This is a genomic window from Nonomuraea sp. NPDC003201, from assembly GCF_053590415.1.
The window spans coordinates 1-17896 of the sequence record NZ_JBSFTC010000124.1; the positions used below are offsets into that span (position 1 = coordinate 1).

Annotated in this window: 14 protein-coding genes; 7 read left to right on the plus strand and 7 right to left on the minus strand. The window is 69.1% G+C overall.

The features are described 5' to 3' along the window. Window positions 1-211: 211 nt before the first annotated feature. Complete coding sequence (locus tag ACWDX9_RS33670; protein ID WP_449961079.1) at window positions 212-1006, minus strand: universal stress protein; 795 nt, start codon at window positions 1004-1006, stop codon at window positions 212-214. 78 nt (window positions 1007-1084) lie between these two features. On the opposite strand from ACWDX9_RS33670, the gene ACWDX9_RS33675 reads away from it, so the two are divergent. Both ACWDX9_RS33675 and ACWDX9_RS33680 read left to right on the plus strand, forming a co-directional pair. Then, window positions 1085-1387, plus strand: a complete 303-nt coding sequence (locus ACWDX9_RS33675; RefSeq protein WP_449961082.1) for a hypothetical protein — start codon at window positions 1085-1087, stop codon at window positions 1385-1387. Window positions 1388-1479: 92 nt separating this feature from the next. After that, window positions 1480-2040, plus strand: a complete 561-nt coding sequence (locus tag ACWDX9_RS33680) for a phosphatase PAP2 family protein (RefSeq protein ID WP_363962758.1) — start codon at window positions 1480-1482, stop codon at window positions 2038-2040. An 82-nt stretch (window positions 2041-2122) separates the two neighbouring features. Here ACWDX9_RS33680 and pip read toward each other — a convergent pair whose 3' ends face one another. Further along, on the minus strand, window positions 2123-3088 hold the full coding sequence (gene pip, locus ACWDX9_RS33685; protein WP_449961085.1) for a prolyl aminopeptidase: 966 nt from the start codon (window positions 3086-3088) through the stop codon (window positions 2123-2125). Window positions 3089-3132: 44 nt separating this feature from the next. On the opposite strand from pip, the gene ACWDX9_RS33690 reads away from it, so the two are divergent. Continuing rightward, window positions 3133-4044, plus strand: a complete 912-nt coding sequence (locus ACWDX9_RS33690) for a threonine ammonia-lyase (protein WP_449961088.1) — start codon at window positions 3133-3135, stop codon at window positions 4042-4044. Here the strand turns inward: ACWDX9_RS33690 and ACWDX9_RS33695 are convergent. Both ACWDX9_RS33695 and mscL read right to left on the minus strand, forming a co-directional pair. Further along, window positions 4041-4616 (minus strand): hypothetical protein, encoded by a 576-nt coding sequence (locus tag ACWDX9_RS33695; protein ID WP_449961091.1) that lies wholly within the window; start codon window positions 4614-4616, stop codon window positions 4041-4043. The two genes, ACWDX9_RS33690 and ACWDX9_RS33695, sit on opposite strands and share 4 nt — an antisense overlap. A gap of 75 nt (window positions 4617-4691) precedes the next feature. Beyond that, complete coding sequence (gene mscL, locus ACWDX9_RS33700; RefSeq protein ID WP_449961094.1) at window positions 4692-5111, minus strand: large conductance mechanosensitive channel protein MscL; 420 nt, start codon at window positions 5109-5111, stop codon at window positions 4692-4694. A gap of 193 nt (window positions 5112-5304) precedes the next feature. Here mscL and glgX point away from each other — a divergent pair, with 193 nt between their 5' ends. Genes glgX through treZ form a run of 3 tightly spaced genes read left to right on the plus strand, consistent with a single transcriptional unit; the run spans window position 5305 to window position 11228 of the window. Further along, complete coding sequence (gene glgX / locus ACWDX9_RS33705) at window positions 5305-7398, plus strand: glycogen debranching protein GlgX (protein WP_449961097.1); 2094 nt, start codon at window positions 5305-5307, stop codon at window positions 7396-7398. Then, a complete protein-coding gene (treY, locus tag ACWDX9_RS33710; protein WP_449961100.1) occupies window positions 7391-9520 on the plus strand; it encodes a malto-oligosyltrehalose synthase in 2130 nt (709 codons plus the stop codon). Before glgX ends, treY begins: the two co-directional genes overlap by 8 nt. Next, on the plus strand, window positions 9510-11228 hold the full coding sequence (gene treZ, locus ACWDX9_RS33715) for a malto-oligosyltrehalose trehalohydrolase (protein ID WP_449961103.1): 1719 nt from the start codon (window positions 9510-9512) through the stop codon (window positions 11226-11228). The genes treY and treZ overlap by 11 nt, the downstream gene beginning before the upstream one ends. Before the next feature lie 381 nt (window positions 11229-11609). On the opposite strand, the gene ACWDX9_RS33720 is transcribed toward treZ, so the two are convergent. Both ACWDX9_RS33720 and ACWDX9_RS33725 read right to left on the minus strand, forming a co-directional pair. After that, window positions 11610-12929 (minus strand): serine hydrolase, encoded by a 1320-nt coding sequence (locus tag ACWDX9_RS33720; RefSeq protein ID WP_449961105.1) that lies wholly within the window; start codon window positions 12927-12929, stop codon window positions 11610-11612. Window positions 12930-13847: 918 nt separating this feature from the next. Next, the gene (locus ACWDX9_RS33725; protein ID WP_449961108.1) at window positions 13848-14189 is read right to left on the minus strand and encodes a hypothetical protein; all 342 of its coding nucleotides are present in this window, start codon (window positions 14187-14189) and stop codon (window positions 13848-13850) included. Between the two features lie 1023 nt (window positions 14190-15212). Between ACWDX9_RS33725 and ACWDX9_RS33730 the strand changes: the two genes are divergently transcribed. Continuing rightward, entirely contained in the window at window positions 15213-15890 is a 678-nt protein-coding gene (locus ACWDX9_RS33730; RefSeq protein WP_449961111.1) for a hypothetical protein, read from the plus strand. Here the strand turns inward: ACWDX9_RS33730 and ACWDX9_RS33735 are convergent. Beyond that, window positions 15883-17160 carry a DUF6745 domain-containing protein gene (locus tag ACWDX9_RS33735; RefSeq protein ID WP_449961114.1) on the minus strand — a complete coding sequence of 426 codons (1278 nt, stop codon included), beginning with the start codon at window positions 17158-17160 and terminating at the stop codon, window positions 15883-15885. The genes ACWDX9_RS33730 and ACWDX9_RS33735 overlap by 8 nt on opposite strands. Between the last annotated feature and the right edge of the window lie 736 nt (window positions 17161-17896).

Sequence of the window (17896 nt, forward strand, 5' to 3'; positions counted from 1 at the left end):
GCCCCGCTCACCCCGGGCGGCGGTGAAGGGGCCCCGGCGCGGGTTGGGGGGCCGGCTCGGGCGCCTCGGCGCGCCAGTGTCAGTCACGGTGTCAGTCACGGTGTCAGTCACGGTGTCAGTCACGGTGTCAGTCACGGTGTCAGGCGCGGTGTCAGGCGCGGCGTCAGTCACGGTGTCAGTCACGGTGTCAGGCGCGGTGTCAGGCGCGGCGTCAGGCGAAGCCGCGGGGGAGCACGATGACCGGGCAGGGTGAGGCCCGCAGCGCCTTCATGGCCAGCTCGCCCAGGAACACCCGGTGCGGCTGCGCGTCCTCGCTGGCCGCGCAGATCAGCAGCTCGCCCGGCAGCCACTCCACGTCCGCCAGCGCGGCGGTCACGTCGTGGCCCTCGGCCACCTCCGACTCCGCCTCGATCCCGGTGGTCTCCCAGGCCAGCCGCACGGCCAGCGCGAGGTCGTCCCTGAGCTTGCCCGGATCCTCCGTGCGCAGGTCGAGCGTGATCAGCCGGAGCGGGATGCCCAGTCGCAGCGCCGCCTGCGCCATCCGTTCCACCGCCTCGTCGCACTGCGGCCGGTGCACGTACGCCAGCGTCAGGCGCTCGGGCCCGTCGACCGGGACGTACCGGGCGGGCACCAGCATGACCGCCTCGGACGACAGGTGGAGCAGGTGGTTGGAGGTCGCGCCGATGGTGATGCGGCCGTTCTGGCCGCCGTCGGCCGAGCCGACCACGATCAGGTCGGCCCTGATGCGGCTGGCCAGCACCGACAGCCCGCGTCCTGTGCCCCTGCTCTCGTACGTGAGGTAGCCGGCGGGGATCGGGCCGAGCTCCTCCGCGGCGTGCGCCAGGTTGGCCTGCGCCTCCACCGCCAGCCCCGGGCTGCCCGGCGGGTAGATCGTGGCGACCGTGAGCTCGCCGCCTGTGACCCGGGTGATCGCCGCGGCCTGGGCCAGGGCGTCGCGCCCGCCCGGGTCGTTCGTGAAGCCGACGATCACGTGCTCTCCGATCACGAGAGCCCTCCTACCCGCTCTGAGCTGGGAATACGCGGCCTTGATCGGAACGTTGTAAACCATCGGAAGGGCAAAGAAGTGAAGATCACCCTCGACATCAGCTTCAACGGGACCCATGGCCCGGTCACTCTCCGTGAAGCGGTTCAACAGCTCAAAGAGCGGGATCTGGCCTGCACGGTGGCCGCGGACACCGTCGAGCAGAAGGTGACCGTCTTCTCCGCCTGCGTCGAGCGCGGGTTCACGCCGCTCCGCAGCGAGATCATGGCCGCCTACTACGTCGCCGAGCGCGACGCCACCTCCGAGGCGTTCGACCGGGGGCTCATCACCAGGGCCGAGCTGGAGACGCAGCACGCCGCCCTCGCGCGCAAACTTCTTTATTAGGACATTTCTCGACTTTCGGTCTTATGGTCGAGGCGGTTGACCGCGGGAGTTCGTAAGGTCGTGTCCATTGCCCATTCACGGATTGGACACACGTGTACCGCGACATCGTCGACTTCGCCCTGACCACGCCCGGGTGGCTGCACACCCTCGCCGAAGTCGGGACGGATGCCGGGTTATTCCTGTTCGTGGCGCTGTATGCGGCGGCCGCGTTCCGGGCGTGGCGGGCTCCGGCCCGCGACCTGGCACTGGTGATCGCGGGTCCGGCCGGGGTCGTGTTCGCGTACGTGGTGAGCGAGGTCGTCAAGACCGTCATCAGGGAGGACCGGCCGTGCCGGGGCGGAGTCACGACGATCTCCGCCTGCCCGCCCTCGGGCGACTGGTCCTTCCCCAGCAACCACTCGGTGATCGCGGCCGGGGCCGCCGCCACCCTCGTGCTCGCCTGGCGGGCGCTCGCGTGGGTGGTGCTGCCGCTGGCCGCGGTCATGGCCTTCTCCCGCGTCTTCGTGGGCGTGCACTATCCGCACGACGTGGCCGCGGGGTTCCTGCTCGGCCTGGCGCTGGCGCCGCTGTTCGCGCTGCTGTCGGTGGGGGCCGTCACCCCCGCGGTGCGACTCGCGCGGCGTTCACTGGCCGAGCCCCGCTCGGCGGGCTGAGGTGGATGTCCTCGCTACGCTGCGGATCCAGCGGCGTCCACCTGGCCGAGCCCCGCTCGGCGGGCTGGGGTGGATGTCCTCGCTACGCTGCGGATCCACCCCAGCGGTCTGTCGCCTCAATGAGCCGGTCCAGGATGCCCGGTTCGCTGTAGGCGTGCCCGGCGTCGTGGATCATGTGGAAGTCGGCCTCGGGCCAGGCCTTGTGCAGGTCCCAGGCGGTGGCCGCGGGCGTGCAGGCGTCGTAACGGCCCTGCACGATCACGGCGGGGATGTGCCGGATTCTGTCGACGTCCCTGATGAGCTGCTCGGGCTCGAACCAGCCGCTGTGGTGGAAGTAGTGGTTCTCGATGCGGGCGAAGCAGACGGCCAGCTTGTCCTCGCCGAACGACGCGACGAGCTCGGGGTCGGGCAGCAGCGTGATCGCGCCCGCCTCCCACTGCGCCCACGCCTTGGCCGCCGCCAGCCTGGCCTCCTCGTCCTGCCCTTCGAGCCGCCTGCGGAAGGCGGCCATGAGATCGCCGTGCTCCTCGGCGGGGATGGGCGCGAGGAACGACTCCCACCGGTCGGGGAACAGGTAGGAGGCGCCGTCCTGGTAGAACCAGTGCAGCTCGTGGGGCCGCAGCGTGAAGATCCCCCGCAGGATCAGCTCGGTCGTGCGGTCGGGGTGCCGCTGCGCGTACGCCAGGGCCAGCGCGCTGCCCCACGAGCCGCCGAAGACCTGCCACCTGTCGATGCCGAGGTGCTCGCGCAGCTTCTCCATGTCGGCCACGAGGTGCCAGGTGGTGTTGGCGGCGAGGTCGGTGGCGGGGTCACTGGCGTGAGGCAGGCTGCGGCCGCAGTTGCGCTGGTCGAACAGGACGATCCGGTAGCGCTCCGGGTCCCACTGGCGCCGGTGCTTGGCCGAGCACCCGCTGCCGGGGCCGCCGTGCAGCATGACAGCGGGCTTTCCCTCGGGATTGCCGCAGACCTCCCAGTAGATCTGGTTGCCGTCTCCCACGTCGAGCAGGCCAGACTCGTAGGGTTCGATGGGCGGGTACAGCGTTCTCATAGTCTCCGATCCTGCCTCATCCCGGCGGCCCGTAGGGTGATCGCATGGAGCTGGTGACGATCGACGACATTCGGACGGCGGCCGGGCGGATCAAGGGCGTGGCGGTGCGGACGCCGCTCGTGCGGATGGGCGAGGCGTGGGTGAAGCCCGAGAGCCTGCAGCCCGTCGGGGCGTTCAAGCTCCGGGGCGCGTACAACGCCGTGGCCTCGCTGCGGCCCGACGGCGTGGTCACGCACTCGTCCGGCAACCACGGGCAGGCCCTCGCCTTCGCGGCCAGGGAGTTCGGGGTGCCGTGCGTGGTCGTCGTGCCCGAGGGGACGCCCCGGGTGAAGACGGCGGCCATCGAAGGATGGGGTGCCGAGGTCGTCGTCGTGCCGCCCGAGCAGCGGGAGGTCGTGGCCGAGAAGCTGGCGGCGGAGCGGGGGCTGACGCTGGTGCCGCCCTACGACCACCGGGCGGTGATCGCGGGGCAGGGCACCGTCGGGCTGGAGATCGTCGAGGATCTGCCCGACGTCGAGGTGGTGCTGGTGCCGGTGGGCGGCGGAGGGCTCGCGTCCGGGGTCGGCACGGCCGTCAAGGCGCTGCGGCCCGACGTCCGGGTGATCGGGGTCGAGCCGGAGCTGGCCGCCGACGCCGCCGAGAGCCTGGCCGCCGGCCGCCCCGTGGAGTGGGGGACGGCCCGGACGTTCCGGACCGTCGCCGACGGGCTGCGTACGGGGCTGTCGGAGCTGACCTTCGCGCACATCAGCCGCCGGGTCGACGAGATCGTCACCGTGTCGGAGGACGAGATCAAGGCCGCCATGGGGCACCTGGCGCGCTCGGCCCGGCTGGTGGCCGAGCCGAGCGGGGCGGTCACCGCGGCGGCGCTGCTGTCCGGCCGGGTCGCGACCGGGCGCACGGTGGTCGTGCTGTCCGGAGGGAACGTGGACCCCGAGCTGTTCAGGCAGGTGATCTAGGAGGCCCACTCGTGGCGCGTCAGGAACGAGCGGTCGCCCGTGGCGTACTCGTTGAAGGCGGCCTGCACCTCCGCCAGCTCCGGCACCATGGTCCGGATGAGCGTGCCCTCCTTGTACTCCAGCTCGTAGCCGGGTGACACCTGCAGGAAGTGCCGCCCGAAGTTGACCAGGGCCACGAACGGGTTCTGTGCCGTCAGCGTGGCGAGGACGTCGTGGATCAGGCCGAGGTCCGGGTCGTGGACGAGCATGCCGTCGCCCGTGTGGAGCTGCATGCCCTCGTAGACGCCCAGGGGCGCCACGTTGTGCACCAGGTCGCGCTGAGGGTCGTAGCAGACCAGCCCGTGCGCCCGCGCGATCGTGAACACCTGCGCGGACATCTCGTCCATCGTGTCCAGGTCCATCGTCACCAGCACATGGCCCGGGTAGGTCGTGACCTCCCCGGGCATCTCCTTGGCGACGTCGGGTGCCTCCCCGGTCACAGGGGAGTCCCGCTTGACCGCCAGATAGGTGGCACGGGCCTGGTCCCTGCTGATGGGCACCGGCTCGTCCCACACCATCAACTCAACGCTCATCGGTCCATCTTGACGGACAAGCACCGTACTCGCGCGACACGGCACCCATGTACCGGAAAGCCGTGCCGGACAAAGTTATGCGGGCTTCTCCGAATCCGGCACCAGCTCGACCGTGCAGGCGGCGCATCGCCGGGCCTCGGCGGGGATGTCGGTGAGGCATTCGGGGCACTGCTTGGTCGTGGCGTCCTTGTTCCGGTCGAGCAGGCTGATCAGCCGGGTCATCGGGGCCACGACCAGCCAGTACACGACGGCGGAGACCATCAGGAAGGTGACGAGGTGGTTGAGGAAGTCGCCGTACTTGAACCGGCTGCCGTTGACGGTGAAGGTGTAGTCGGCGAAGTTCGGCTGCCTGCCGCCGGTGACGGCGCCGATCAGCGGAGTGATCAGGTCGGAGACGAGCGCCTGCACCAGACCGCTGAAGGTGGCGCCGATGATCACCGCCACGGCCAGTTCGACGATGTTGCCGCGAAGTAAGAACCTCTTGAAGCCGCCCATGGCACCACCACGTTGCCGGGATCGGCGCCGGCAAACCATGCTTTGAGCGTGGGCCGCCTCTGATACCGCGCCGTCGGGGACGGCTCACTTCGTTCAACTGGAATAACGACCTGGTGAGGGTGGGAAGGAACAAAGCGGCTTGTCCGGGTGAGCGGGGGAACGGAACATGGGGAGAGACCGCAAGGGAGCCTCGATGATCGAGATCTGGCCGGGAGACCCCTATCCGCTCGGGGCGACCTACGACGGCGCGGGCACGAACTTCTCGCTCTACACCGAGGTCGCGGACGCCGTCGAGCTGTGCCTGTTCGACGAGGACAACGTCGAGTCGCGGGTGCCGCTGACCGAGGTCGACGGGTTCATCTGGCACGGCTACCTGCCGGGGATCGGGCCGGGCCAGCGCTACGGCTACCGCGTCCACGGCCCGTACGACCCGGCGCGCGGGCTGCGCTGCAACCCGGCCAAGCTGCTGCTCGACCCGTACGCCATGGCCATCGAGGGCGGCGTGGCCTGGAACGAGGCGGTCTACGGCTACCGGTTCGGCCAGCCCGACACGCGCAACGACGCCGACTCGGCCCCGTACGTGCCGCGGTCCATCGTGATCAACCCGTTCTTCGGGTGGGGGCACGACCGGCCGCCCGCGACGCCGTACCACGACACCGTGATCTACGAGGCCCACGTGCGGGGGCTGACGGTCAGCCACCCCAAGATCCCCAAGCACCTGCGCGGCACGTACGCGGCGCTCGGCCACCCCGAGATCCTCGACCACCTCACCAAGCTCGGCGTCACGGCGCTGGAGCTCATGCCGGTGCACCAGTTCGTGACCGACCACATCCTGGAGCAGCGCGGCCTGTCCAACTACTGGGGCTACAACTCGATCGGGTTCTTCGCGCCCCACAACCGCTACTCCAGCCAGGGGCAGCGCGGCGGGCAGGTGCTGGAGTTCAAGGCCATGGTCAGGGCGCTGCACGAGGCGGGCATCGAGGTCATCCTCGACGTGGTCTACAACCACACCGGCGAGGGCAACCACCTCGGGCCCACGCTGGGGCTCAAGGGGATCGGCAACCCCGACTACTACCGGCTGGTCGACAACGACCCGCGCTACTACGTGGACACCACGGGCACGGGCAACAGCCTGCTCATGCGCTCGCCGCACGTCCTGCAGATGATCATGGACTCGCTCCGCTACTGGGTCATCGAGATGCACGTCGACGGGTTCCGCTTCGACCTCGCCTCGACGCTGGCCCGGGAGCTGCACGAGGTCGACCGGCTGAGCTCGTTCTTCGACCTGGTGCAACAGGACCCGGTGCTGTCGCAGGTCAAGCTGATCGCCGAGCCGTGGGACGTGGGGCCGGGCGGCTACCAGGTCGGGAACTTCCCGTCGCGGTGGACGGAGTGGAACGGCCGCTACCGCGACACGATCCGCGACCTGTGGCGCGGGCAGCCGGCCACGCTGCCCGAGTTCGGGTCCAGGTTCACCGGGTCGAGCGACCTCTACCAGGACGACAGCCGCCGTCCCGCGGCCTCGATCAACTTCGTCACCTGCCACGACGGCTTCACCCTTCAGGACCTCGTCTCGTACAACGGCAAGCACAACGAGGCCAACAAGGAGGGCAACCGCGACGGCACCGACGACAACCGGTCCTGGAACTGCGGCGAGGAGGGCCCGGCGGGCGACCCCGTCGAGGCGCTGCGCGAACAGCAGAAACGCAACTTCCTCACCACGCTCTTCCTGTCGCAGGGCGTGCCGATGCTCTCCCACGGCGACGAGCTCGGCCGCACGCAGAAGGGCAACAACAACGGCTACTGCCAGGACAACGAGCTGACCTGGGTCGACTGGTCCGACGTGCGGGAGAACTGGCTGCTGCTGGAGTTCACGCAGAGCCTGGCCGCGCTGCGCAAGCGGCATCCGGTCTTCCGCCGCAGGCGCTTCTTCTACGGCAAGCCGGTACGCGGGCTCAACGACATCGCCTGGCTCACACCGTCCGGGGAGGAGATGACGGACGGCGACTGGAACGTCGGATACGCGAAGTCGCTGGCCGTGTTCCTCAACGGCGACGCCATCACCGAGCCCGACCGGCGGGGCCGACCGATCAGGGATGACTCGTTCCTGCTGCTGTTCAACGCGCACCACGACATGATCAAGTTCACGATCCCCAAGGACTACGGCGAAATGTGGCACACGGAGATCGACACCGCCATGCCGATCATGCTCGACGCGCCGATGTGCCGCGGCGGGGAGGCCATCGAGGTGCCCGGACGCAGTGTGCGGGTGTTGCGCCGTGTCTAGGCCGGCCTCCACCTACCGGGTGCAGCTGACCCCCGACTTCGGCTTCGCCCAGGTGGCCGAGATCGCCGGCTACCTGCGCGATCTCGGCGTGAGCCACGTCTACCTGTCGCCGGTCCTGCAGTCCACGCCGGAGTCGCGGCACGGCTACGACGTCACCGACCACTCCAGGATCAGGGAGGAGTTCGGCGGGGCGACGGGGTTCAGGGAGATGGCGCAGCAGCTCGCCGCCCATGACCTGGGCATCGTGGTGGACATCGTGCCCAACCACATGAACACGGTCAACGCGCAGTTCTGGTCCGTGCTCAAGGACGGGCCCGCCTCGCCGTACGCGAGCTGGTTCGACATCGACTGGCAGGACGGGAAGGTCGCGCTGCCCGTGCTCGGCGACGACACGGAGCCGTACGTGCACGGCGACGTGGTGCGATACCACGGGCACACCTACCCCTATCCCGGCCACTACCGGCTGGTCGACTGGCGCGAGGGGCCCGGCTACCGGCGCTTCTTCGACGTGTCCTCCTTAATCGGCCTGCGGGTGGAGGACCCGTCGGTGCTGTTCGCCACGCACGAGGTGATCTTCTGGCTGCTCGACGAGGGGCTGGTGGACGGGCTGCGGGTGGACCATCCCGACGGGCTGGCCGACCCGCGGGGCTACCTGGAACGGCTGCGCGCCAGGGTGGGCGAGACCTGGACCGTGGTCGAGAAGATCCTCATCGGGCCCGAGCGGCTGCCGGGCGACTGGGCCTGCGACGGCACCAGCGGCTACGACGTGCTCAACCGGGTGAACGGGCTCTTCGTCGATCCCGACGGCAAAGCCCCACTCGTCCAGCTTTTTGCCGACATAACCGGGCAGCCTTCCGAGTACCGGCCCGTGATGGCGCAGGCCAAGCGGGAGGTGATCGACCTGTTCTTCGGCGCCGAGGTCGCGCGCCTGGCCAGGGCCGCCGCGCAGGACCCCGCCGCCGTGCGCGAGCTGCTCGCCGCGATGCCGGTCTATCGCGCGTACGTGGTGCCCGGCGAGCCGCCGCCGCCCGAGTCCGTCGAGATCGTCGAGCTGGCCGCCGAGGCGTGCTCGCCCGCCGTGCTGCCGCTGGCCCGCGAGGTCCTGTACGGTCCGGACGAGGCGGTCGTACGGTTCCAGCAGGCGTGCGGGCCCGTCATGGCCAAGGGCGTGGAGGACACGGCGCTCTACCGGTGGTATCCGCTGGCGTGCCTCAACGAGGTGGGCGGGGAGCCGGACGCGTTCGGGGTGGCGGTGGAGGACTTCCACGACTTCTGCGCCGAGCTGCGGCCGTACACGATGACCACGCTGTCCACGCACGACACGAAGCGGTCGGAGGACGTGCGGGCGCGGCTGTCGGTGTTGTCGGAGCTGCCCGAGGAGTGGGCCGCGGCGGTGGCGTCGTGGTCGGCCTCGGTGCGCTTCGACCCCCATCTGGACTATCTGGGCTGGCAGAACCTCATGGCGGCCTGGCCGATCTCGGTCGAGCGGTTCACGGATTACCTGCTCAAGGCGGCGCGGGAGGCCAAGACCGCCATTTCCTGGATAAATCAGGATCCGTCCTATGAGCGTGGATTGCGGGAGTTTGCGGCTGCGGCGGTGCGTCAGCCGGTCGGTGAGTTCACTGCGCGGATCGAGCCCTACGCCATGTCCAACTCGCTCGGGGCCAAGCTCGTGCAGCTCATGATGCCCGGGGTGCCCGATGTGTACCAGGGCAACGAGACGACCGACTTCTCGCTGGTCGACCCGGACAACCGGCGGCCGGTGACGTACCCCCGCAAACCCGAGACCGCGTGGGACGCGGCCAAGCTGCTGGTGACGGCGCAGGCGCTGCGGCTGCGCCGCCGTCTCGGGGGAGCGGCGCCGTACCGGCCGCTGTGGGCGGAGGGGCCGGCGGCGGAGCACGTGATCGCCTTCGCCCGCGGGGAGCGGCCGCAGGCCGTCGCGGTCGCCACCCGGCTTCCCGCGCGTCTGGCCCGGTGCGGATGGGGCACCACGTCCCTGACGCTGCCCGGCGGGACCTGGCGGGACCTGCTCACCGGCGGCCTCTACACGGGGCGGATCCCGCTCGCGCACCTGCTCGGTCAGTATCCGGTCTCACTGCTGGAGCGACATGATCTTTGAGGTCTGGGCGCCGAAGGCCATGGCTGTCGAACTGTTCGCCGCGGGCGGACCTCACGCGATGTCGCGTGGGGAGGGGGGCTGGTGGTCGGTCGAGGTGGCGGGGGCCTCGCACGGCACGCGGTACGCGTACCAGGTGGACGGCGAAGGGCCGTACCCGGATCCGCGGTCGCGTCGGCAGCCGGACGGGGTCTTCGGGCAGAGCGCCGTGTACGAGCACGCCCGCTTCACGTGGTCCGACCACGAGTGGAAGGGCCGCGACCTGCGGGGGGCGGTGATCTACGAGCTGCACGTGGGGACGTTCACGTCGGAGGGGACGTTCTCGGCGGCCATCGAGAAGCTGCCGCACCTGGTGGAGCTGTCGGTCGACTTCGTCGAGGTCATGCCGGTCGCGCCCGTGCCCGGGGGGCGGAACTGGGGATACGACGGGGTGGATCTGTACGCCGTCAACGAGACGTACGGGGGGCCTGACGGGCTCAAGTCGTTCGTGGACGCGTGCCATCAGGCGGGGATCGGGGTCATCCTGGACGTCGTCTACAACCATCTCGGCCCGTCGGGGAACTTCCTGCACCCCTTCGCCCCCTATTTTTCCGGATTTAAGGGCAGTTATTGGGGCGATGCGGTCAATTTGGACGGGCCGGGCTCCGACGAGGTGCGGCGGTACTTCATCGGCAACGCGGTGCAGTGGCTGCGCGACTACCACATCGACGGGCTGCGGCTGGACGCCGTACACGCGCTGCACGACCGCCGCGCCGAACACCTGCTGGCGGAGCTGTCGGGGGAGGTGGACGCGCTGGCCTGCTCGCTCGGCCGCCCGCTGTCCCTGATCGCCGAGTCCGACCTGAACGACCCGCGCATGGTGCGCTCGCTCGACGCCGGCGGCCTGGGCATGACCGCCCAGTGGTGCGACGACATCCACCACGCCCTGCACTGCGCGGTGAGCGGGGAGTCCCACGGCTACTACGCCGACTTCGCCTCCCTGTCGGCGCTGGCCAAGGTGCTGACCTCAGGGCTGCTCCACGACGGCACCTACTCCTCCTTCCGCGGCCGCTCCCACGGCCGTCCCTTCACGGGCGTACCCGGCCACCGGCTGGTCGCCTGCCTCCAGAACCACGACCAGATCGGCAACCGCCCCGGGGGCGACCGCCTGCCCGTCCCCGCGCTCAAACTGGGCGCGGGCCTGCTGCTGACCTCGCCGTTCACCCCCATGCTCTTCATGGGGGAGGAGTGGGGGGCGCGCACGCCGTTCCTGTTCTTCTCCGATCACATGGAGACCGCGCTGCGGGAGAGCGAGGCGGCGCGCCGGGAGCGGGAGTTCGAGGGATTCGGGTACGTCTGGGACGCGCCCGACCCGTCGGACGAGGACACGTTCCTGCGCTCGAAACTGGACTGGAGCGAGGTGAAGGAGGAGGAGCACTGGTCGCTGCTGTGCTGGTACCGCGACCTGATCGCCCTGCGCAAGGCCCTGCCCGAGCTGTCCGACCCGCGCATGGACCGGGTCAGGGTGGAGGTGGATCCGCTGGGGAAGTGGCTGGTGATGTGGCGGGGGGCGCTGGCGGTGGCGGTGAACTTCGCCCAGGAGTCGGCCACGGTACCGGTGCCGTCCGGGACGGTGCTATTGGCCTCGGACGACCCCGTCATGGCGGACGGCCGCTCCCTGCGCCTTCCCGCCCAATCCATGGCCATCTGCAAGCCCCACTCGGCTCAGTGACAGCCAATCGTGGTGGGGGCGTGGGGCGTCAGGCGGGCTCTCCGGCGCGGCCCGACCACGCAGTGACGCCGGCGCGGCCCGACCACGCAGTGACGCTGGCCGGCATCCGTAGCGCCCCTACCGGCCTCACTCCGGGACCGCCCTGCCCGTCCCCGGCCCCGCCCTCACCGACAACCGGGCTTGCACCATTCCTCACGCTCTCCCCGCACCTGCCCAGCGCGGGCTTACCCAGCGCGAGCCCCCGCAACGGAGGCCTGTCTAGCACGGAGGCTTGTCTTGCACGGAGGCTTGTCTAGCACGGGGCCTGTCTAGCACGGGGGCTGCCCAGCATTGGGGCCTGCCCCGGGCTGGGCAGGCCCGACTCGGCCAAGGTGTCATGCGCTAGGGATAGCGCCGCTTCTCGTAGTCGTCGATGACCTTGCCCAGCTTGGCGAGCCTCTCGGTGAACCAGACGTTCTCGGCGCCCGTCGGCGGGCGGTTGGAGTCCACGTACTGGTAGCCGAGGTTGGAGAACATGGTGACGACGTAGGTGCGGCCTCCCTTGCCGGGCAGGGCCTTCACGATGCCCGCGTCAGCGCCGGAGTTGTTCACCCAGCCGTTCTTGTGGGCGTACGTCACCTCGGCCGCGTCGTTGCACGGCCGTACGTCGCGGCCGTACGCGATGCCCTGGCCGGGGATGGTCACGGTGCCGTCGGTGCCGATCCAACGCGAGGGCGTGAGCTGCGGGATGCCCGGAGCGGGGTAGGCGGCGCCACACCAGTTGGTGGTCGACAGGGTGAGGTTCATGCCCTGGTCGCCGAGCTTGCTCTTGAAGAACTCGCGGGAGGCGTCGCTGAGGACGGCGGCGGTGACGCCGGTGCCGTCGGGAGCCGTCCACAGGGTGCCCAGGCCGCCGTTGACCAGCATCAGCAGCTTGGCCGTGTCGAGCGAGCTCATGGTGACGGGGTTGCCCCACCGGCCGCCGGTGTTCGGGTTGGTGTTCTTCAGCTGCAGCGTCTCCAGGCCCAGGTCCTGGAAGGTCTGGTTGAGGCCGTCGACCGCGCCGCGGTCGTGCAGCAGCTTGACCATGGCACAGGCGGCGTTGTTGGACGACCAGGTGAGCGCGGCGTCCAGGTAGCCGCGGACCGTGTTGCTGCTGGCCGGGCCGCACAGCGAGCTGATCGGCGCGATCGGCTCGTAGTTGTAGGTGTCGTCGAGCGAGATCTGGCCCTGGTCCACGAGGCGCAGCACCCCGAAGGCCGCCATCAGCTTCAGCACCGACGCGGGGTACGGGCTCATGAAGTCGATGGAGGCGTTCTCGCGGCCCGGCACCACGTCGATGGTGCCCTGGCCGTGATTGGCGTACCAGCCGGCGTCGTCCCACTGGCGCCAGCGGACGTCGGTGGTGTGCAGATTGCGGTCGACCGGTACGACCTTCCCGTCCGGATACTGCGGGCTCATCAGCACGGTGCCCGAGGAGACGGGGCGGCCCGCCCGGTTCAGCTCGATGACGGTCAGGTCGATCTGCGGCTGCTGCGAGATCGGCGCGGCCGCGGCGACGGCCGCGAGCAGGTCAGCCTTCTTCGGCGGCTTCCTGGCCTCCTTGTCGACGTTGTCCTGCCGCAGCGCGTTCAACTCGGCCGCGCCGGTCGGCGGATTGGTGTCCAGGACCTGCTCGAACTGCAACTGGTCGAGAGCCCGGCGTAAGTGATGCGCGAGCACGCTCGCGGAGTCGTCCTCTGCCGCGGCGGCCGGAGGCGGCGCGACCAAACCACCCAGCAGTACGGCTGCGGCGGCGAGCCCGGCGAGACCTCGACTTCGATTTCTGGATCTTGAGAGGTTCGCCGCGCCACTCTAGCCAGCGAGCGAGCGGGCGGCGCAAAACTCCTTCACCTTAGTGTCGACGAGCAGCGCCATCCTCCGGCACGCCAAGCGCACCGCCCACTCTTCCAGCACGCCAAGCGCACGGCCGACTCTTCCGGCACGTCACGCTCACCGATGCAGACTACGAGCCTGGTGACCGGCCACTCACAGCTGCCGGAGCGGAGCGCCATCCACAAGGGCGAGCACAGCCCCAGGCATTATCCACAGAACCCCGTTCCACTCCGCCCAAGCCCCCCGCGATAACCGATGATCCTGAGTGCCTCACCAACCCCGACACTCCAAACGCCCGCTGACATCCCCAACCCGCCAGACACCCCCAACCGGCCGGACATCCCCAACCCGCCAGACACCCCCAACCGGCCGGACATCCCCAACCCGCCAGACACCCCCAACCGGTCGGTCACCCCCAACTCGCGAGAGACCCCAACCGGCCGGACACCTCAACCGGCCCGACACCCCAACACGCCAGACAGCCACATCACGCCCGAGACCCAGACATCACGCCCGAGAGCCCCAACTCGCCCGAGGTTTCGGATACGTCCCAGACACCCCCAACACCACTACACCCCGCAACACCACTACACCGCCCAACACCACGGGGGCCCTCAGCACCCGCCAACATCGCAAGCCCACAACATCGCGGCTTCCATACCGCGACACCACCAACAGCGCCACGCCGCGACCCCCTAACGCCGCGACGACCCTCAACGTCCCCCAAGCACCAACGTCCCCAAAGCACCAACACCCCTCAAACCATCAACACCTCAACACGTCCAAACCCACCAACACCCTCAACACCACGGTTCGTGCGGAGCCAGAGACAACCCGGAGTACATTCACCATGAAGATCATCCTGCCGTTGCCCGCCACGCTGACCTCCCTCTTCATCGTGGCCATGGAGCACCTGCCGTTCGACGTCGACTCCTTCGTGCCCTGGCGCATAGCCGGCCCGTACAGAAGAGCCGCGATCACCGCAGCAGGCAGCGGCTCCTTGGCGGTGACCCACCACCAGACTCCCTGGAAACCAACCGCGACCAACCTCACAAGCGAGGAAAGACGCCGCCTACGCCGCACCGGCCAACACGTGGTGGTGTCCACGGCCGCACCCCCGCACAAGCTTCCGACCAGCATTCAGACGGCGCGAGCGACGGCCAGGGCCCTGGCGAGGGAGTGCGACGGCCTCCTGATCGACCCGCTGACAGGCACCACCGTCCTCACCTGCGGAAGATGCGCAGGCGAGCCCCCGGACTTCCGTCTCAGCGACGACTGGCTGTCCTGGGACGTCCAGGTCCACGACGCGGCGACCTGTCCACCCTGGGACCCGTCCGACATGAGCGTGTGCGACTGCCTACGAGTCACATCCCGAGGCCTGCGCCGCTTCGCTCTCCCCGAGATCACCCTCGACGGCGCCGCCTGCGCCCACAACCTGTGCGCGACCAACCTCCTCCGCACAGTGGCCCACCGCCTCGTCACAGACCACCTGGCCTACGTAGCCACTCACCCGGAGGCCACTGACCGCAAGATCGACGACTTCCTCCAGATAAGCCCCGCAGACCAGCCGGACGGTGGCCTCCCTTTCGGCGTCCAGCTAACGCCGTACGACGCGGACCAGGGCGAACTTGGCCGCACAGGCACCATCCGCCGCCTCAAGATCGGCCCACCGCCAGGTGCCGGCCAGATCACCTGCCTGAAGGTCGGCCCACCATCCGGCTTCCCCGGCTCCCTGAACGACTGGCTATGCGCCACCCAAAAACCCGCCCACCCCCCACTCACCTTGATCAACTGCCACCCCCCAATCCCACCCACCCCCTCACTCCCAGCCCCAATAGCTCCAGTACCCCTGACCTCGCCCCACCCCCTCGAACCAATTCGAGCCGTCCAGCAAGCTCCGCCCACGGAGCCGACGCCAGCAGCCCCAATCCTGGCCGTGGCACCGACTCCGACCCCCGCTCATCCCCCACGCGCGGAGGTCGAACGTGCGGCAGCTTGAGCCCCAGCGACCCAGGCACGATCCGGCTACGGCGTCGACGGACACCCTCCTCTTACGCACTCACGTGCAGGAGAGAGCAAGGGAAGGACAGGAGCGATGCCTGTTCTGACCAGATTTGTTAATAAAAGTGCATGCTCGTCCTGAACCGAATCGAGACATTCGACCGTCCAAGTGACGTGATCCCCTTTGAGATGATCGATGAAGATCTGCGTACAGCGCGTCAGCGGGCGCGTCGCTGGGAGGGGCTGAGCGAGCGCCACACGGCGGTCGTCGCCCTCGTGAGAAAGGCCCGGCGGGAGCTTGATGCGGTCGGGGTGTGGGATCAAGAGCAGGTAGCCGTCGCGGAAACGAGGCTGGGCGCGTACACGTCCGCGCTCGCGGAGGTGGAACGGGACCTGACCGAGGTGGGTCCGGCGCGGGAGCTCTACGAGGAGTTGCTGGCACGTGAAGAGCAGCGAGTAGCCGCATCGGCCGATCCCCGAGGTGCCGAGCTGCTGGAGATCGGGCGGTTGCTCGCCGAGCTGGATGTGGAGCTGCCTGCTCGGGAACGGGCCCGTGCGGCCGGTCTCGCGGCCCTGCACGGCCGGGGGACGGTGGGCGAGTTCGTCCGGCAAGTGGAGGCACTCGGCCTGATGGCGGAAGACGGCATTCAGGGGATGAGTGGTGTCCGGCAAGTCGCGGAGCAGCTCGAGGACCGTTGCCGAGAACTGGAGCGGCTGCGTGACGGTTTGCGGGCTCGCCGAGAGGAGTTGCTGCTCGGCTTCCCGGCGCTTGGCGGCGGCGAAACCCTCAGCCCCCATGTCAAGTGAAAGTGTCCGGTCGGATGACAGCGCGGCGTATCTCGGCTGCGGCTATGGCGGGGTTGGTGTGGTGGGCGGGAACCGGTACGCCGGACAGGCCTCGGGTGCCGTTGGGGTCTGCGGTGTCGTTGACGCACAGCAGGATGCGCACCTTGGTGCCATAGCCGTAGAGGGGGGCCAGCGTCTTGGGTAGGTCGTACAGTTCCAGACGGTGGGGTGGGTTGCCCGGATCTGGGCAGGAGGCAATCGGAGTCAGCCCGGCATCTTCGATGAAGCGGTCCCAGCCCATGCGTTCGATTGCGCAGCGGCGAACCTGCGGGTCAGGTTGGCGCATGATGGCCAAGGTGTTCCAGCCCTCTTCGATCAGGTTCCGAGGGACGCGGACGCCGTGCCAGGCCCAGATCGCGAACTCGTCGGGGTAGGCCAGGGCCGGACCGTTGGGGGAGTGCAGGCGTCCTTGTGCGTCCCGATGCAGCGCAGTGGGGCGTTCGGTGATGATGGCCAGGGTTCGGTGCGGCCACCACCAACCGGAGCTGCGGGCGACGCGCATCAGGGCGGCGAGCCGATCGACCTCGGCCAGGGTGCACTGGGTGCCGAAGAAGTCGTAGTACGCCAGCCAGGCGGCTTCATGCTGTCCGGCCACCGCGTTCAGGACCGGCGCCCGGAGACGTCGCCAGTCTTGTGCGCCGATCTGAACGTGGAATTGATCCTCCATCTGTGCCTGGATCTGGTCTCGGATCTCGGCTTGGACCTGCGCCTGGATCGGAGCTTGGACGTCTGTCCGGACTCGATCTTCGATCTGCTGCCGGATCCGGCCCCAGGCGTGATTGCCGACCCGGCCAGTAATCTGAGCGCGGACATGAGTTTCGGCTTGCTCCCAGAGGTGAGTACGCACCCGAGCCCACACCTCATGCCGGACCTGGTCCCTGACTTGATTGCGCACCTGATCCCACGCATGAGGCCGGAACCGGATGTCCATCTGTGCCCGGAGCTGAACCTGAATCTGATCCCAGAACCGATTCCAGACCCGAGCACCCGCACGATCCTTCCGAATCCGCCTGGTGGCCAGGAGCCAGGTCGCGATGGCTCCCGCCATGGGCGAGTCGAGCCAGATGATGCGTCGGGGTGGCTCCAGACCAGCGGCGCGGTAGGCGTCGACCACGCCGCGCTCACTTTCGGCCCGGTCGGCCGGTTCGGTGGAAATGCCATGGGCCAACCATTCTTGACGCACGGTGTCCAGGGCGGCGATCGGACCTTCAGCAAGCTGCTGAATCTGCACGATGTCTCTCCTCGGGGCCCCGGGCCTCAAGGACCTGACCCCCCTCATGCGGCGACAGGCAACCCGACTGCATGGATCATGGCCTGGAGAAACCCTCGGCGAGACGCATTCGAACGGAAAGTCACGGCAAGTCGCTCAGCTCGGCTCTGCTAACGGGACTTTCGTTCGGATGCTCGTCATGCCCCACACCCGGTCGGTTCGATACCAGCGAACCGTACTACTTGGTCCTGACTACTTGGTCATGCGCCGGACCTCCACGCTGACTCGCGATCTCACCTGAGAAGAGCCACACCCATCGGACATCGGCCAACGGCTCTTGGCCATCGGGCTCCAGCCATCCCCAGGAGAGGGACCCGGAAGGGCCACGGCAGGCAGGTTGGGCAGGGGCTTGCCGGAGGGTTCCGGCAGAGGTCCCGGTTCAGGGCAGTGGGGGAGGGCCCCCGCAGGGGGCTCTGTCGGTGGGGACTGGCAAAAGGGGCCGACAGTCCGGCATCAGGGGGTCGCTCGGTGATGCACGCGCGTGCTCATGGTCCCGGTGGGTTACGGCCGGCAGTGGAACAGGGGCGGCGGGGCCAGCGGTCGAGGTGCGGCTCGGGTTCGAGCTGGTCGGGGGGATGGCTCGGGTCCTGGTCCGGGGCGGAGGGGATGGCTCGGGTCCTGGTCCGGGGCGGAGGGGATGGCTCGGGTCCTGGTCCGGGGCGGAGGGGATGGCTCGGGTCCTGGTCCGGGGCGGAGG

What these genes read in the sequence shown, in the direction of transcription:
- pip (WP_449961085.1), bottom strand. Translation starts at nt 3,088, where the DNA reads ATGAGAACGCTGTACCCGCCCATCGAACCCTACGAGTCTGGCCTGCTC.
- ACWDX9_RS33690 (WP_449961088.1), top strand. Translation starts at nt 3,133, where the DNA reads ATGGAGCTGGTGACGATCGACGACATTCGGACGGCGGCCGGGCGGATC.
- ACWDX9_RS33695 (WP_449961091.1), bottom strand. Translation starts at nt 4,616, where the DNA reads ATGAGCGTTGAGTTGATGGTGTGGGACGAGCCGGTGCCCATCAGCAGG.
- mscL (WP_449961094.1), bottom strand. Translation starts at nt 5,111, where the DNA reads ATGGGCGGCTTCAAGAGGTTCTTACTTCGCGGCAACATCGTCGAACTG.
- glgX (WP_449961097.1), top strand. Translation starts at nt 5,305, where the DNA reads ATGATCGAGATCTGGCCGGGAGACCCCTATCCGCTCGGGGCGACCTAC.
- treZ (WP_449961103.1), top strand. Translation starts at nt 9,510, where the DNA reads ATGATCTTTGAGGTCTGGGCGCCGAAGGCCATGGCTGTCGAACTGTTC.
- ACWDX9_RS33730 (WP_449961111.1), top strand. Translation starts at nt 15,213, where the DNA reads ATGCTCGTCCTGAACCGAATCGAGACATTCGACCGTCCAAGTGACGTG.